The sequence below is a fragment of the Neobacillus niacini genome (genome assembly GCF_048572935.1).
GTDB classification, from domain to species: Bacteria; Bacillota; Bacilli; order Bacillales; family Cytobacillaceae; genus Neobacillus; species Neobacillus niacini.
The window spans coordinates 1,576,997-1,593,276 of record NZ_CP183883.1 but is presented as its reverse complement, the minus strand read 5'-3'; the positions used below and the strand labels follow the sequence as shown (position 1 = coordinate 1,593,276).

General features: G+C 40.0%; 11 protein-coding genes. 7 read left to right on the top strand and 4 right to left on the bottom strand.

From position 1 onward, the window contains the following. Positions 1-50 precede the first annotated feature (50 nt). Together ACN6MT_RS07575 and ACN6MT_RS07570 are read right to left on the bottom strand one after the other, a co-directional pair. Entirely contained in the window at positions 51-4,784 is a 4,734-nt protein-coding gene (locus tag ACN6MT_RS07575) for a 5'-nucleotidase C-terminal domain-containing protein (protein ID WP_419955366.1), read from the bottom strand. A 294-nt stretch (positions 4,785-5,078) separates the two neighbouring features. Continuing rightward, positions 5,079-6,074 (bottom strand): DUF3231 family protein, encoded by a 996-nt coding sequence (locus ACN6MT_RS07570; protein WP_419955365.1) that lies wholly within the window; start codon positions 6,072-6,074, stop codon positions 5,079-5,081. 221 nt (positions 6,075-6,295) lie between these two features. Here ACN6MT_RS07570 and ACN6MT_RS07565 point away from each other — a divergent pair, with 221 nt between their 5' ends. The 7 genes from ACN6MT_RS07565 to hxlB all read left to right on the top strand — a co-directional run bounded on the left by ACN6MT_RS07565 (position 6,296) and on the right by hxlB (position 12,854). Then, positions 6,296-7,054, top strand: a complete 759-nt coding sequence (locus ACN6MT_RS07565; RefSeq protein ID WP_419955364.1) for a sugar phosphate isomerase/epimerase family protein — start codon at positions 6,296-6,298, stop codon at positions 7,052-7,054. Then, complete coding sequence (locus ACN6MT_RS07560; protein WP_419955363.1) at positions 7,051-8,010, top strand: sugar kinase; 960 nt, start codon at positions 7,051-7,053, stop codon at positions 8,008-8,010. Before ACN6MT_RS07565 ends, ACN6MT_RS07560 begins: the two co-directional genes overlap by 4 nt. Position 8,011: 1 nt before the next feature. Further along, complete coding sequence (locus ACN6MT_RS07555; RefSeq protein ID WP_419955362.1) at positions 8,012-9,295, top strand: MFS transporter; 1,284 nt, start codon at positions 8,012-8,014, stop codon at positions 9,293-9,295. A gap of 63 nt (positions 9,296-9,358) precedes the next feature. Further along, positions 9,359-9,997 carry a bifunctional 4-hydroxy-2-oxoglutarate aldolase/2-dehydro-3-deoxy-phosphogluconate aldolase gene (locus ACN6MT_RS07550; protein ID WP_419955361.1) on the top strand — a complete coding sequence of 213 codons (639 nt, stop codon included), beginning with the start codon at positions 9,359-9,361 and terminating at the stop codon, positions 9,995-9,997. Positions 9,998-10,504: 507 nt separating this feature from the next. Then, positions 10,505-11,482, top strand: coding sequence for a LacI family DNA-binding transcriptional regulator (locus ACN6MT_RS07545; RefSeq protein ID WP_419955360.1), 978 nt, complete (start codon positions 10,505-10,507; stop codon positions 11,480-11,482). A gap of 190 nt (positions 11,483-11,672) precedes the next feature. Continuing rightward, the gene (gene hxlA / locus ACN6MT_RS07540) at positions 11,673-12,302 is read left to right on the top strand and encodes a 3-hexulose-6-phosphate synthase (protein WP_419955359.1); all 630 of its coding nucleotides are present in this window, start codon (positions 11,673-11,675) and stop codon (positions 12,300-12,302) included. Positions 12,303-12,305: 3 nt separating this feature from the next. Further along, the gene (gene hxlB / locus ACN6MT_RS07535; RefSeq protein WP_419955358.1) at positions 12,306-12,854 is read left to right on the top strand and encodes a 6-phospho-3-hexuloisomerase; all 549 of its coding nucleotides are present in this window, start codon (positions 12,306-12,308) and stop codon (positions 12,852-12,854) included. Positions 12,855-13,323: 469 nt separating this feature from the next. Here hxlB and ACN6MT_RS07530 read toward each other — a convergent pair whose 3' ends face one another. Next, positions 13,324-14,511, bottom strand: coding sequence for an amidohydrolase (locus ACN6MT_RS07530; protein WP_419956406.1), 1,188 nt, complete (start codon positions 14,509-14,511; stop codon positions 13,324-13,326). Between the two features lie 41 nt (positions 14,512-14,552). Further along, complete coding sequence (locus ACN6MT_RS07525) at positions 14,553-15,992, bottom strand: MFS transporter (protein ID WP_419956405.1); 1,440 nt, start codon at positions 15,990-15,992, stop codon at positions 14,553-14,555. Positions 15,993-16,280: the final 288 nt, after the last annotated feature.

The following is a 16,280-nucleotide window of genomic DNA, read 5'->3' as shown; positions in this document are numbered from 1 at the left end:
AGGGAGTAAGTTCCCTCAGCAGTATGCTGAGAGAACCTACATCGTTTCTTTTAGTCTTCAAATAATGTTTCGCCTTCAACCGTTACATTTGAAAGGTCAACTTCTGTACTGCCTTTTATCGTAAGATTGCCTTTAACTGTAGCATACTGAAGCTTAGTTACGCCTGTTACACCAGTTAAGTCAATGGTTACATCCCCTGGATATACCTTAGGGCTAGCTTCTGTTCCGCTAAAAGAACCAGCTGGAACAACTTGTGGAGCGATGTTAACGATACGGCCTTCAACTTGCGGGCTAACTACTTTGTTTGGTTGTGCTTCAATATATTCTACAAACATTTCCCAATCCACAAATCCTGGCTCACTTACACGACCTTCTTCATAAGCTTTGCCAAACACGGCATATCCGTCTCCGCCTTTAGCCGTAAAGATGTTGGTTGCTACTGCATAGTTTTTAGTTAAATCTAAGGCAGTATAGCTTCCATCTTCAGCTTTCACTTGAATGGATTGAACCTTTTCTCCTACCGGCTTCGTGCTGTCATAAGTAAATTTCAGACCAGCTACTTGAAGGAATCCTCCATTAGCTGTTGCAGGTGCTGATTTGACACTAAGCTCTAGAGCTTCCTTAATTTCGGAACCTTTTAAGTCCATAATCGCTAACGCGTTTCCGAAAGGAAGAACTTTGAGCACTTCCTCTAATGTAATCTCATCTGCTGGAAGCGTCACACGAACTCCGCCGCCATTTTGAAGTGCAATAACAGTGTTTGGATTGATTGTTTTTGCTTTTGCAAGCATACCGTCAGCAATAAAGTTACCTAGGTTTGTTTCACCTGTACGCGCTGCTGGATTCCCACCTACTAATTCAACTGCCGCAGTACCCACTACTTGTGCTTTCTTTGCATCGATGGCAGGCTTATACTTCGTGTTTAAGATTTGAGCAGTAGCTGCATCTTCAGCAAAGGTAGCAATATCTAGCAGCTTGCCAGTTGTTTTTTCTGTAATAACTTTACCAGCTGCGTCAAACGTTACATCAACCGTTCCAAGGAACTTGTTGTATTCATTTGCTTGAACGATAACAGTTGGTTCTACCCCAGTTTTTTCAATAACAGGAGCGTCAAGCTTTACATGTGTATGACCGCCAACGATGACGTCAATACCTTCAACTTTCGCTGCTAATTCAAGATCATTATCCCAAGTTAGTGAGTCATTATAACCAAGGTGTGATAAAGCGATGATTTTATTTACACCTTGTGCCTTAAAGGAATCAACGGACTTTTGTGCTTCTTCAATATAATTTTCAAAAACTACACCGTTTCCAGGACTTGAAATCGTTGGAGTTTCCGCAGTTGTTAAACCAAAAATACCAATTTTCTCGCCATTTACAACTTTGATCATACCGTTGTAAATCTGACCGTCAACAGCACTATCTGTAATAGAGTCATTGAAACGGGTTTTTAAATTAGTGTCTTGGGCAAAGTTTACGTTCGCACTTAAAAGTGGGAAGTCAGCGTCTTTAACAAAGTTTGCTAATACGCCAGTACCCAAATCAAATTCATGATTACCAAAAGTCATTGCATCATAACCAGCAAGATTCATAAACTCTAAATCTGCCAAACCTTTATATTCATTGAAATATAAAGTACCAGTTAGAACATCCCCTGCATCAAGCAATAGTGCATTTGGCTTTTCTGCACGTACTGACTTAATAGCCGTCATTTTCTTCGCAACATTATCAAGGTTTGCGTGTGTATCATTTGTGTGCATGACATTTAATGTGAATGATTTTTCTGCTTGTGTAATACGTCCTTCAACTTTCGGATTAACCGTTTTGTTTGGTTGAGCATTAATGTGGTCTACGAACATTTCCCAGTCCACAAATCCAGGCTCACTTACACGGCCTTCTTCGTAAGCTTTTCCAAACATGGTGTATCCGTCTCCGCCCTTAGCAGTAAAGATGTTGGTTGCCACTGCATAGTTTTTAGTAACGTCTAATGCAGAATAATTTCCATCTTGACCTTTAACTTGGATGGAGTGAACCTTTTGTCCCACAGGCTGTGCACTGTCATAAGAGAATTTCATGCCAGCTACTTGTAAGAATGCTCCGTTAGCTGTTGCAGGAGCTGTTTTAACACTATGCTCTAATGCTTCTTTAATTTCGGAACCTTTTAAATCCATGATTGCTAATGTGTTACCAAAAGGAAGAACCTTGAGCACTTCCTCTAAAGTAATCTCATCCGCTGGAAGTGAAACACGAACTCCGCCGCCATTTTGGAGCGCGATAACAGTGTTAGGATTAATTGTTTTTGCTTTTGCAAGCATACCATCAGCAATGAAGTTACCTAGGTTTGTTTCTCCAACACGAGCTGCTGGGTTTCCACCTACTAATTCAACGGCCGCAGTACCAACTACTTGTGCTTTCTTTGCATCAATAGCAGGCTTGTATTTTGTGTTTAAGATTTGAGCAACAGCTGCATCTTCAGGAAATGTAGCGATGTCAAGCAGCGTGCCAGTTGTTTTTTCTGTGATAACTTTACCAGCTGCGTCAAACGTTACATCAACCATTCCTAGGAACTTGTTGTATTCGTTTGCTTGAACGATAACCGTTGGTTCTTCCCCAGTTTTTTCAATAACAGGAGCATCAAGCTTTACATGTGTATGACCGCCAACAATGACGTCGATACCTTCAACCTTCGCTGCTAATTCAAGGTCATTGTCCCAAGTTAGTGAATCATTATAGCCAAGGTGTGATAACGCGATAATCTTGTTAACACCTTGAGCCTTAAAGGAATCAACTGATTTTTGAGCTTCCTCGATATAATTTTCAAATACCACATCTGCTCCAGGGCTTGATATCGTTGGAGTTTCTGCAGTAGTTAAACCAAAAATACCGATCTTCTCGCCATTTACAACTTTAATCATACCGTTGTAAATCTGACCGCCAACAGCCTTATCTGTAATAGAGTCATTAAAACGAGATTGTAAATTTGAATCTTTTGCAAAGTTTACGTTCGCACTTAATAGTGGGAATGCAGCATCTTTAACAAAGTTCGCTAACACACCAGTACCCAAATCAAATTCATGGTTACCAAATGTCATAGCATCATAGCCAGCAAGATTCATAAACTCTAAATCTGCTAAACCTTTATACTCATTAAAATACAAGGTTCCAGTTAGAACATCTCCTGCGTCAAGTAATAAAGCATTCGGCTTTGCTGCACGAACGGACTTAATCGCAGTTGCTTTCTTAGCCACATTATCAAGGTTTGCATGCGTATCATTTGTATGCATGATATTCAATGTGTAATCCTTAACCGGTTGATCTAACACATTGATATCCAGCACGAACGTACCATTCACAGTAAATTCCTTTTGCAGAACATACCAGTGATTTTCTTTTCCTACCCAAATACCCTCTAACATATAGCTTCCGTTAGGCAGCTGTGCTCTAAAAGCACCGTTCGCATCACTAGTTAAGTCATACCATTTTAATGCACCAGTAGTAGTGCGTACACTGAATACAATATTAGGAAGTACTTCTGATCCTTTTTTCAATACCCCGGTTACATTTGGTGTATAAACATCTGTTAACACATCGATGTTCAGCTCAGTTGAACCATCCACCTTGAACGTCTTTTGCATTTCATACCATTTGCCAATTTTCTCATCCCAAATACCTTCAATAGTATAAGAACCATTTGGCAATTTCAGACCAAAGTTACCGTTTGCGTCTGTTTTTGCGTCAAACCATTTTACTGCTCCTGCAGCTGTACGAAGACTGAATACAGTATCTTTTAATGGAGCTGTACCCGCTTTTACCGTTCCAGTCACATTGTAAACGATATCAATTTTTAAGGAAGCTGAACCTGAAAGTTTTCCATCTGCTACTGTAAATGTTTTATTTAATGGATACCATGTACCTGTTCCAGCATCCCAAATACCTTCGATTGTGTATGAACCGTTTGGCAATCTAAGACCAAAGTTACCATCCGAATCTGTTTTTGTATCAAACCATTGTAATGCTCCTGAAGCTGTGCGAAGACTAAATACAGTATTCTTTAATGGAGCTGTACGAATTTTCACTGTTCCCGTTACATTGTCTGCTACATTAATTTGCAGTGTATCTGAACCTGAAAGTTTTCCACCTGTTACAGTGAATGTTTGTTTCAATGGATACCATTTTCCTGCTGTACCATCCCAAATACCTTCAATTTGGTAGCTGCCGTCAGGTAAGATAAATTTAAAATTACCGTCTTTATCTGTTGTTGCGTTAAACCAATTGCCATAGGAATCATGGAGGCTAAATGTAAGATTAGCAAACACTTTATCGCCATTCTTAACACTTCCTGTTACATTCCAGGCACTATCTGGTAGATTTAATCCATCAAGCAATAATTCATTCTTTCCATCTACTAAACCATTAAGAATGTTTACTGTTACATTGATTGGGTACCAAGTCGGTGAAACCCAAAGGCCTTCCACCTTATACGTACCATCTGCTAGATTATGAGTAAAGTACCCATCTGCATCTGATGTAAAATTATACCATTGATTGGTAGTAGTATTCTTTAGAGCAAAGGGAAGGTTTGCCAACGGTTTATCACCTAAAACAAGTTTCCCCCGTCCTGGAACAACAGACAATGTCGATGTCCCTGATGTTGCTAGTAAATTACCATTGCTAACGTCTCGTGCCAAAGCTTGAGCGTTTTGTGGTACTACCAAAGTTAACAGCAAAATTGCCGTTAAAGCCATGCTGAACCACTTTTTTGACCTGATTAGCGCTTTTCTCACTGATTAAACCCCTCCTAATCTCTTTAGTACATAGAGATAAATACCCATTGAAATCAAGCATAGCTTTTTCAATGGGTACTTATCACTAAAACTAGTTTATATCGGATTCCAACATAATTCTACATATTCTTTTAAATTCTCTAAAATTAACAAATTATTAATAAAGTTTACGCTAAAATCATATAATTTACGTCAAGAAATTCGACATAATTCTTATATTTTTCGTTTACGTAACTAGCTGCGCTTGCACAAAAAAAAGCACGGTGGAAGTCTCCACGCATGCCTTGTCGATTTTTATTTTTTCTTATGTGAAACCGTCTGTGGCGGCTCTTCTAGCCAGCCATTCTTTATCATCAATTTTGCCCCTTCATGAGCATATTCAAAGATATCTTTCATAAAAATTGATAATTTTGCTGGTAAGTCATTACGTAAACTAAAGGCTGTTCCAAGTGAATTGCCACCTAATGAAAAACTGCAAAAAAGGCTGACACAATACATCATGATTTTATCAGAGAATGGAGCGAGCGTTGAGTTCGTAATATTTCCTCCATGAGTTGACGGTACTGGAATATCATTTTCAATCATCAATTCGCTCAATTCCTTCACGATCCCTTTAGCAAGCTCTCCCCCTTTAGAAAAGTACTTACTCACTTCTTTATCCTCTGCACATTGTGCAAATCCAAATATCATTTGCATTCCCATAATATTGGATTCAATCGCATGATAGATATTTGCAATCTCTACAGTATTTAAATTTCTTTTTTCACTTAAAGGATTAAAGCCTCCAAAATATCCTGTCCCTTTTACAAAAGCTACAGAGTCCGGGGTGGAAACATAGGGTGAACGAGGAATCAGCCCTTTTTCAAGTAAATATTGGGTACAAATATCATAATATTTTTGTGTAATGGCCGTAAGCTCTCTAAAAAGAAGGGTAATGTCTTTACGATAGGCCATGGTTAAATTCAACGTATGCATACCCATGCTAATCTCCTTTACCAAACGGACAAACATAATATCAAAACCATTATCATAAAAAGGCGGCACATCTTTACGAACATCTTCATCCGTAAATCCAATAGGAATGGCCACACCCTCTTTTTCAAATATTACCTTTATCTTTTCTGGATATGGTTTAACTTCATTATATAAATTCGTCATAATTTCTTTCGCTTGCAGATCGTCTGCTTTCTCAATTAAATATTCTAACATATGTATAATCATCGTCTTCTGTTGGTATGTGTTCCACAAACCCCCGATTTCGGAAGACGATATGGATGGGTACTCAGGCATATTTTTTCCTCCATAATTATGTATTTTACTTATACATCTGCATAATTAGTTTAATCATCCTGAGATTTATCATTCATGAACTTTTTTCTTTTAACCAATAAAATAAAAAATATATACTTGCGTAAGCGCTTTTAATGGGTATATAATATCCATAAACCGGTTTACTAAATCGATTTACTAAAACGATTTATTTTTATTACTTCAAAGAAGGTGTCATTGCCATGCAAAATGTGATTGTTCCTCTAAATTCATTTGATAGAGTAGAAGTTTTAGAGAAAGGACAAACTTCCTTTATAAAACTTATTTCTGAGTCAGGTGCTTATGGGATTGAGATTCGCCGCGAATTATTTTTGGAACAAGATCCACCCTTCGATCGGATCAAACAAACAATTGATTCCTATCAGCTTTTTACAGTATATTCAGCTCCAGTCGAATGTTGGAAAAAGAATCATCAGTTAAATCAACAAGAATTAAAAACGATTTTTCAAGAAGGTAAAAAACTTGGAGCTAAATGGATCAAAGTTTCACTCGGACATTTTGATCAAGTCCAATCTGATTTAAGTCAACTCCTTTCCTTTTTGCACCAATATCAAGAAATGCAATTGTTTGTGGAGAATGACCAAACGATTTATGGCGGAAATATCGCCAATTTAAAATTGTTTTTTGAAAGCGCAACCGCACAGAACGTTCCAGTCAAAATGACGTTTGATGCTGGAAACTGGTACTATTCCAAACAGGATGTAGACCTAGCTTTAAGCCAGCTGGCACCCTATGTTCATTACCTGCATTTGAAGCAAGTAGATGTGGAAAACGGGAAGCTCGTTACCGTTCCATTGCAAAAAAACATTGGCCACAGCTGGGAAAAGGTCTTGAATACTCTTCCTTCACACTTAGTGAAAGCGCTTGAGTTCCCGATTGAACCAAAAGAAAAGGTAAGAGAGTATGTTCAAATGATGACAGAAAGTGAGGCGTTAACATGAAACAGTTAGATGTCGTTACATTTGGCGAAGCGATGACAATGTTCATGGCCAATGAACCTGGCTCCTTACATGAAGTAAGCCAATTCACCCGTGAGTTGGCAGGTGCAGAAACCAATGTGGCAATCGGCCTCGCCCGTCTTGGTTTTGGCTCCGGCTGGGCGAGTAAAGTAGGAAATGACGCGTTTGGAAAATTCATTACAACCCGGCTCCAAAATGAAAACGTCAACATCAATCATGTTTTGTTAGACAACAAGTACCCAACTGGGTTCCAATTAAAGTCGATGGTAGTAGAAGGAGATCCAGAGGTGCAATACTTCCGGAAAGGATCTGCTGCCAGCCATCTTAAACCAACTGATTTCAATGAAGAGTATTTTCTAGGTGCTAAACACCTTCATATGACAGGGATACCGTTAGCCATTTCAGACAGTGCCCGGGCATTCGCAAAACATGCACTAGCCTTTATGAAAACAAATGGCCGTAAGATTTCCTTAGATCCGAATTTACGCCCAACCCTTTGGGCATCACAAGAAGAAATGGTAAAAGAAATCAATGAGGCGGCTTTCAAAGTGGATTACGTTTTACCAGGGCTGGCAGAGGGTGAAATTTTAACAGGTTTTTCAAACCCTCGTGATATCGCTTCTTTTTACTTAGATAAAGGTGTCGAACTTGTGGTCATTAAGCTTGGACCGGCGGGGGCTTTTTATAAAACAGCAACGGAAGAAGGAACGGTACTCGGCTTTCCGGTAGAAAAAGTGGTTGATACGGTCGGGGCCGGTGATGGGTTTGCTGTCGGTGTGATCAGCGGACTACTTGAGGGGCTTTCGATTCATGAGGCAGTTGTTCGAGGTAATGCAATTGGTTCCCTAGCTGTCCAGTCACCAGGTGACAATGATGGCTACCCAACAAAGGTTCAATTAGAAAGATATATAGAAAAAAACATACAAGGAGTGAAATAAAATGGAACAAACGATTGCAAAAAAAAGATGGTTCTATCTGATTCCAATTGCTTTTATTACTTACAGTCTGGCCTATCTTGACCGTGCCAACTATGGATTCGGAGCTGCTTCCGGTTTAGCGAAAGACCTTGATATTACAGCAGCTACCTCCTCCCTGCTCGGTGCACTATTCTTCTTAGGATATTTCTTTTTCCAAGTTCCTGGTGCAGCTTTTGCGGAGAAAAAGAGTGCAAAACTACTGATTTTCTGGTCTTTAATTGCATGGGGCCTACTTGCTACTTTTACGGGTATGGTAACAAATGTAAAGTTGCTATTCGTCATTCGTTTCGCCCTTGGAGTGGTAGAAAGCGCTGTTATGCCATCCATGCTTGTACTCTTAAGTAACTGGTTTACGAAAAAGGAACGTTCTCGTGCCAATACATTCTTGATTCTTGGAAATCCTGCAACCGTTTTATGGATGTCCATTGTTTCTGGTTACTTAGTTGAATCTGTTGGCTGGAGATGGATGTTTATTATAGAAGGTCTCCCTGCAGTTGTTTGGGCATTTATTTGGTGGAAACTTGTCAATGATAAACCGCGTGATGCAAAATGGTTAACCGACAAAGAAAAGTCAGATCTTGAACTACAATTAGCCAAAGAGCAAGAAGGAATCAAGCCGGTTAAAAATTACGGCGAAGCCTTTAGGTCGAAACCAGTAATCTTATTAAGCGCTCAGTACTTCCTATGGAGTATCGGCGTATATGGATTTGTTATGTGGCTCCCTTCTATAATTAAGGCAGCTCCAAATATGGATATGGTTACAACAGGCTGGTTATCATCTGTCCCTTATATTTTAGCCATTATTCTTATGTTAACCGCTTCCTACTTCTCTGATAAAATAATGAACAGAAGCGCCTTTGTTTGGCCGTTCCTATTAATTGGTGCAATTGCATTCTATGCTTCCTATGCGATTGGAACAGAGCATTTCTGGATTTCCTTTGTCCTGTTAATCATTGCCGGTGGTGCAATGTATGCTCCATACGGTCCATTCTTTGCGATTATTCCTGAAATCCTCCCTCGTAATGTTGCTGGCGGCGCGATGGCTCTAATCAACTCGATGGGTGCGTTAGGTTCTTTCGTTGGTGCCTATATTGTAGGATATTTGAACGGTTCAACAGGTGGATTTGGTGCTTCTTATATCTTCATGGCAGGATCTCTATTTCTTTCCGCCATCTTAACGATTTGGGCGGTAAATGCAGCAAAAAAGGATAGCAGCAAGCACGCAGATATCAAAATCAGTGCGTAAAAAGGTTACACAGCCTTAGATTCCCTCTAAGGCTGTTACCTATTAGGAAGGGAGATTTTTAACATGGGTGTTGAAGAAATCAAAAAAAGATCAGTGGTTGCCGTGATTCGTGGTGCTTCAGTGGAAACGATTATTCCAATGGCGAAAGCTTTAAAAGACGGTGGAGTCACCGCCCTTGAAATTACGATGGAAACGCCAAAAGCATTGGCAGTTATTGAAAAAGCTGCTGATGTGTTTGGGAATGAAATGTTTGTTGGTGCTGGAACGGTTTTGGATGCAGAGACTGCTCGCGCCGCGATTTTGTCTGGAGCGAAGTTTGTTTTTTCTCCAACGGTCCGGAAGGAAACGATTGAGATTACGAAACGCTACGGGGTTATTAGTGTCCCGGGTGCATTCACTCCTACAGAAATCCTAACTGCCTATGAGTATGGTGCTGATGTGATTAAAGTGTTTCCGGCCGGAAGTGTCGGACCAGGTTATTTTAAAAATATTGCCGGGCCACTCCCCCACATTCCTTTAATACCAACAGGCGGGATTGATATGGATAACGCAAAGGACTATATTCTTGCCGGTGCTGTTGCGGTTGGCGTCGGCAGTTCACTTGTCGACCCTAAAAGAGAGTTAACCGATGATTATTTAGCTTTGATAACGGAGAATGCTAAGAAGTTGACGGACGAAGTGCGCGCAGCAAGGTTGGTTTAATTGTTGAGGATGACAGTGTAGATATGTCATCCTCTTTTTTATATTCGAATCAGGGTTGTGGGCAATTGGTTATTAAGATCCTTGATTGGAGACTAATCTTTTGGATGACTTATACGATTTGTCGTCAAGATCCTTGATTAGAGACAAATCTTTCTTTTCACTCCTCCAATTTGTCCTCAAGACCCCTGATTGAAGACAAATCTTTCTTTTCACTCCTCCGATTTGTCCTCAAGACCCTTGATTGAGAACTAATCTTTCGTGACACTCCTGTGATTTGTCCTCAAGACCATTGATTGGAGACTAATCTTTCATGACACTCCTGCGATTTGTCCTCAAGACCCTTGATTGGAGACTAATCTTTCATGACACTCCTGCGATTTGTCCTCAAGACCCTTGATTAAAGACTAATCCTTCCACGAAAAAAGCCTTAAACAATGACTATACTGGATAATTAGCTGATTAGCCGCTAAAATGAAAGCAGTGAACCTAGGAAAGAGGAAGATAGGCATGGAAAAAATAACGATGGCCGATGTGGCCCGTGAAGCAGGTGTATCTAAAAGTACCGTTTCTCAATACTTAAATAAACGATATGAATATATGAGTGAAAAAACAAAGCAAAAAATTGAAGAAGCTATAGAGACCCTAGGGTATCAGCCCAATTTTTTAGCCAGAAGCCTCAAACAAAAGAGGACCTCTCTTATTGGAATCATTGTTGCAAATATCACACATTACTTTTCAACAGAAGTTAGCCGCGCGATCGAAGATTTCTTTCATCAATATGATTTGCAGACCATCGTGTGTAATGCAGATGATAATCCTGAAAAGGAAAAGAAGTATATTGAAATGCTGCGTGCAAAACAGGTGGATGGGCTGATTATTTTTCCAACTGGAAAAAATAATGATTTATATGAGAGCATGATAAAGCAAGGCTATCCTGTCGTGTTTGTCGATAGAAAAGTAGAAAACCTTGATGTGTTTTCCGTGATTACAGACAACACTGAATCCACCTTCAAGGCCATTCAGCATTTCATCGAAAACGGACATAAAAATATTGCCTTTGCTGTCCAGCCGCTTACAGTCAGCACGCGGATGGAAAGGTTAGATGGTTACAAAAAAGCTTTGACTGAGGCGGGTTTAGAGGTAAATCCAAATTACATTATCGAAGCAGGGATCCCTGAAATGAAAAAGAAATTGGAACAGCTTTTTTCATTAGAGGTAAAACCGACTGCTCTGTTTGCAGCGAATGACCGCGTTTTTATCGCACTTGGAGAATTCTTAAAAGAAAAAGGAATGAAGTTTGGAAAAGACCTTGATGTAGTAGTATTTGACAACATCCCCTTTTCCCAAATGCTCGAGACCACCCTATCCTTTATCATTCAGCCAGCTGCAAAAATGGGAACAAAAGCAGCCGAACTCCTTTACGAACAAATACGCAAAGAAAGTCACGAACCAGAAGTCTTCGTGTTTCCGAGCGAAATGATGTAAGTAGTTTGGTGCCTGTCACCATGAAATGGTGACAGGCACCGCTCGTGGACAGTTAGTCGCAGGCACCAGCCCCCTCCTCCCTTCCATACTGCTTATCTTTACTATTGAATAACGCTTACAAGTGGAGTATAATCATTTAATAAACCGGTTTAGTAAATCGATTTATCTAACTGCTGAAAAAGGAGTTTGAATGATGAAAATACAACTTGCTTTGGATCGGATGGAAATAAACGAAGCGATTGAACTTACAAGAAAAGTAGAGGATTCCATTGATTGGATTGAGGTCGGGACCTCATTAATCAAAGAGTTCGGGATGACTAGTGTTAGAGAGATGAAACAAGCTTTTCCATTCAAAACGATTGTTGCCGATATCAAAACGATTGATAATGCCCGTTATGAATTTGAAATGTGTTTTGAAGCTGGAGCGGATGTTGCCACAGTCATGGGCCTGTCCCCCCTTGTAACGATTGAGGCGTGTATGGAAGTGGCCAAACGATACAACAAACTTGTCATGATTGATTTATTAAATACAACAGAGCAGCAAAAAAGAGATTTAATGAAATATAAGGAAGCAGTCTTTTGTGAGCACGTCAGCAAGGATCAACAGGAAGAGCTCGGAGAAGCCAATTATGGGAACATCACAGATAGCCTCTATTCCCCTGACATGAAGGTTGCGGCGGCAGGTGGAATAAAGTTGGATTCATTGGATCTTTTACGTAAAACCCTTAATCCTGAAATCCTAATTATTGGTTCCGCCATCACCAAGGCAGAGAATCCAGCAGAAGCTGCAGCAAAATTCAAACAAGTGGAGGCAAAATAAATCATGTTATTCATTCCTACTATTATTAAAGAAATCGAAACAGTACTAAGTCAGGTTGAAGAAAACAAGCTTGAAGAAATCGCCGGACAATTGCAAAAAGCAAAGCGAATATTTGTTATTGGTGAAGGACGTTCCGGGTTGATGGCCAAATCGTTTGCGATGCGCTTAATGCATTTAGGAGCTTCCGTCTATGTTGTAGGTGAAACCATCACCCCTTCTATTGAAGATGGAGACCTGCTAGTAGCGATTTCTGGTTCAGGCACAACAAAGAATGTGGTTTGGACTGCTGAAAAAACACATTCTCTTGGCTGTGCCGTGGTAGCGGTTACTACAAACCCAGAATCTTCTTTAGCTAATTCGGCATCAACTATTCTTCACGTTCCAGCTGCCACGAAATATCGCCGTGAGAATGAGTTAAAAACGATTCAGCCGCTTGGTTCCTTATTTGATCAATGTGCTCATATCCTATTTGATACTTTATGTCTGCAATACAGCTCCCTTAACAAAGTGGACCACAACGCTGCATTTGAACGCCATAGTAATTTAGAGTAGACCCAATTTCAATGGGTCTTTTTTTCGACAGATTACAGTGTTTTCATCATAAACAAAAGCAGTTAATCAATTAAAACGTAAGACCTAAGGTAAATAAGCAGTATTACACCTAAACGGACTACCGGATTTTTTAAGATATGTTCTTATGTTATTCATTCTTGATTTTCGCGTAGGATGAGAATTCATAGGCGGAGAGATTCCGGCTATTGTATAGGAGGAGGCTTAACAAACAGATATAAGCGGAGATATTTCGTTTAACTGCTCTAAATAAGCCAAATACCAAAGATATGGATAATATAAACGGAAAGTCTTCCTTTATTTTTAAGAAAACGATAGCATTTCCTAATTTAGCCGGAATTCTTCCGTTTATTTTTCAAACACAGTGGCATCAACATTCTGTTATAATGGAGCCTAAATAAAGAGGTGCCCCTAAAAGTTACTTAAGGGACACCGTCTTTTTTGATTACCTTTAGTCTAATTCATAATAACTGCAAACAACTTGACCAACCGCTTTTGCCGCTACCAGCAATGCATCTTCATCAATGTCAAATTTCGGATGATGATTGAAGTATGGGTCTTCTACCCCTTTTGGTGTACAGGCAATATAAAAGAAGCAGGCTGGAAACTTTTCAGCATAATACGCAAAGTCTTCAGATGGAGACATGGCCGGAAACTCTTTCACTTCTTTAATATCCGGGTCATTCATGCTTCGCAGACTATCCGCAACCTTTGCCGTAAGCTCAGGGTCGTTGTATAAAGGCGGATAATCTGGAGTGTACGTTAGCTCACAGGTTACGCCAAATTCTTCTTCAATCCCTCGTACGATCCGTTTCACTTCTTTTTCAATGGTCTCTTTTGTTTGTACCGTCATATAGCGAATATCGCCTTCAAGTTCAACGCTGTCCTTGATAACGTTGAATGTACCTTTTCCATCAAAAGATCCAATCGTAATCACACCCACATCAAAGGGGCTTAATCTCCGGCTAATAATAGTTTGAGCAGCTGTAACAAAATGCGCAGCAGCCACAATGGCATCATTCGCAAGATGAGGAGAGGAACCATGTCCGCCTCTTCCTTGAACCTTCAATTTCATGTATGCACGTCCATTGAAGGAATACCCTGCATGATAACCTACTGTTCCCGCAGGTCCCATCGGTAATAAATGAATGCCATAAACCGCATCTAGGTCATCAATCAAGCCAGACTCGACTATACTTTTTGCTCCGCCCGGCGGGACTTCTTCCGCATGCTGATGAATGATTTTAATAGTACCAGGAATATGGTCTTTTAATTGGATTAAGCAATCTGCTAAAACTAACAAGTAAGCCGTATGCCCGTCATGTCCGCATGCATGCATGACACCTTCATTCTTTGACTTAAACGGCACATCTGCTTCTTCTACAATTGGCAGTGCATCAAAATCAGCACGAAGACCAATCGTTTTTCCAGGTTTTCCACCTTTGATCGTAACGATAATGCCGTACCCATTTCCAACATTCGTTTGAATGTCAATATCTTTCCCTTTATAAAAATCCGCAATGTACTGAGCGGTTTTCTCTTCTTTAAAAGAGAGCTCAGGATGTTCATGTAAATAGCGGCGGATTTCAATGATTTCTTCTTTACGGGATTCTAACATGCCCATTAAATCGCTTTTAATCATTTTCGTCTCCCCTTTATTAGCAAAGAATAAACGTTCAATTAATGGCTTCCAGTTGGTGTTGGTGTTGGTGTGCGTCTAGGTTTTTTCGTAGGAGCCTCTGAAGGCTTACCTGCACTGCTAGGAACCATCATGATAATCGAAAGAATGGAAAGAACCCCAAAAATCACGTTTACAATGATTCCAACCGATGCGGCAGTTGCAACACTTCCATTAGCCGCAATGGAAGAATAAATGGTTGCGGAAATGGCAACACCAAATGCACCTCCAAGTGAGCTAGCCATTTTATAAACCCCTGCAGCTTCACCCACTTTGTTGGATGGCGCATTGGATACAGATGTATCGGTAGACGGCGTCGCATATATCCCAAGTCCTAGACCGAATAAAGCAAACCCAATGAATACGACAACGGTATAAACAAGATCAGGCAAGAACGTCAAACCCATTACGGCTACACCAACCGTCGTGATGATAGCGCCCCAAATCATTGGTAATTTCGCACCCACTCTTTGCAGGATTTTCTCTCCGACACGAATCATGGCAAGCACTGCCACTAAGTATCCAATCGATAGCATCCCTGATTGAAACGCAGTGAATCCTCGGCCGACTTGAACATACGTATTGGCTACAACAAGTGTTCCGGCTACAGCATTTAACAAGAAGTTTGAATATGTGGCACCTGCATAAGGTTTATTTTTAAATAAAGAGAAATCAATTAATGCAATTTCTTTCTTCTTTTCAACTTTAAAGAAGACAAAAGCTCCAATAATCGTAACAATGGCTGAGATGATGGAAGTTGGGCTTGTCCAGCCTAAGTCACCACCAAAAGTAATAAAAACGTTTAATGCAATCATGGTCACGATAAAGATGGCTAATCCACTATAATCGAATTTAAATTTACCAGTTTCTTCTGCTTTGCTTTCAGGTGTGTCTTTAATCAACCACATGGCGAGAAGGGCAAATACAATAGAGAAAATAAAGATCCATCTCCAACCCATATATGTTGCAATCGCACCACCTGCAAACGAACAAACCCCTGAACCGCCCCAAGATCCAATGGACCAGAAACTAAGGGCACGTTGTCTGTCTTTTCCCTCAAAGTACGCTTTCATTAAGGCAATCGTTGCTGGCATAATACAAGCTGCAGAAATCCCTTGAATAATACGACCGATAATTAACAATGTTGATCCTTGCGCTAACACGAGGCAAAGGGATCCAATCACACTCAAAATTAGCCCGAGATAGGTAATTTTTTTCCGTCCAATTTTATCTGCAACTCCACCAGCGGCTACGATAAACATTCCAGAGAATAACGCAGTTAAGCTGATGGCAATATTCAGCGTCCCGGATGAAATCCCCAAATCCTTTTGAACGGCCGGGACCACATTGACCATTGCTTGTGCAAAAAGCCAAAATGTGATGACGCCGAACACAATCCCTGTGATCATTTTATCTGTACCTTTATAACTTGTCTCCATGATTTGCCTCCTATATTTTATTAGGTCCCTGTTAGGATTAGAGTGCTCTTTCATAAATAGAATTAGTCAAATTAAAACTCAGGAACCTTGTGTTTCTATACGTTAATTATAAAAATTTACCGATAGATAAGAGAGTCAATTTTAATGCAAATCATTCTGACAAAGTGTCTATTTATTAACCTGCTGGCTGATGAGGTCAAAAAAATACGGTACATTTTTACCTTCCTAATAAAAAAAATCCAACCCTCTATCTCCAAAGTTTAGGAGAAATAGGGGTTAGATCCTTTTCGT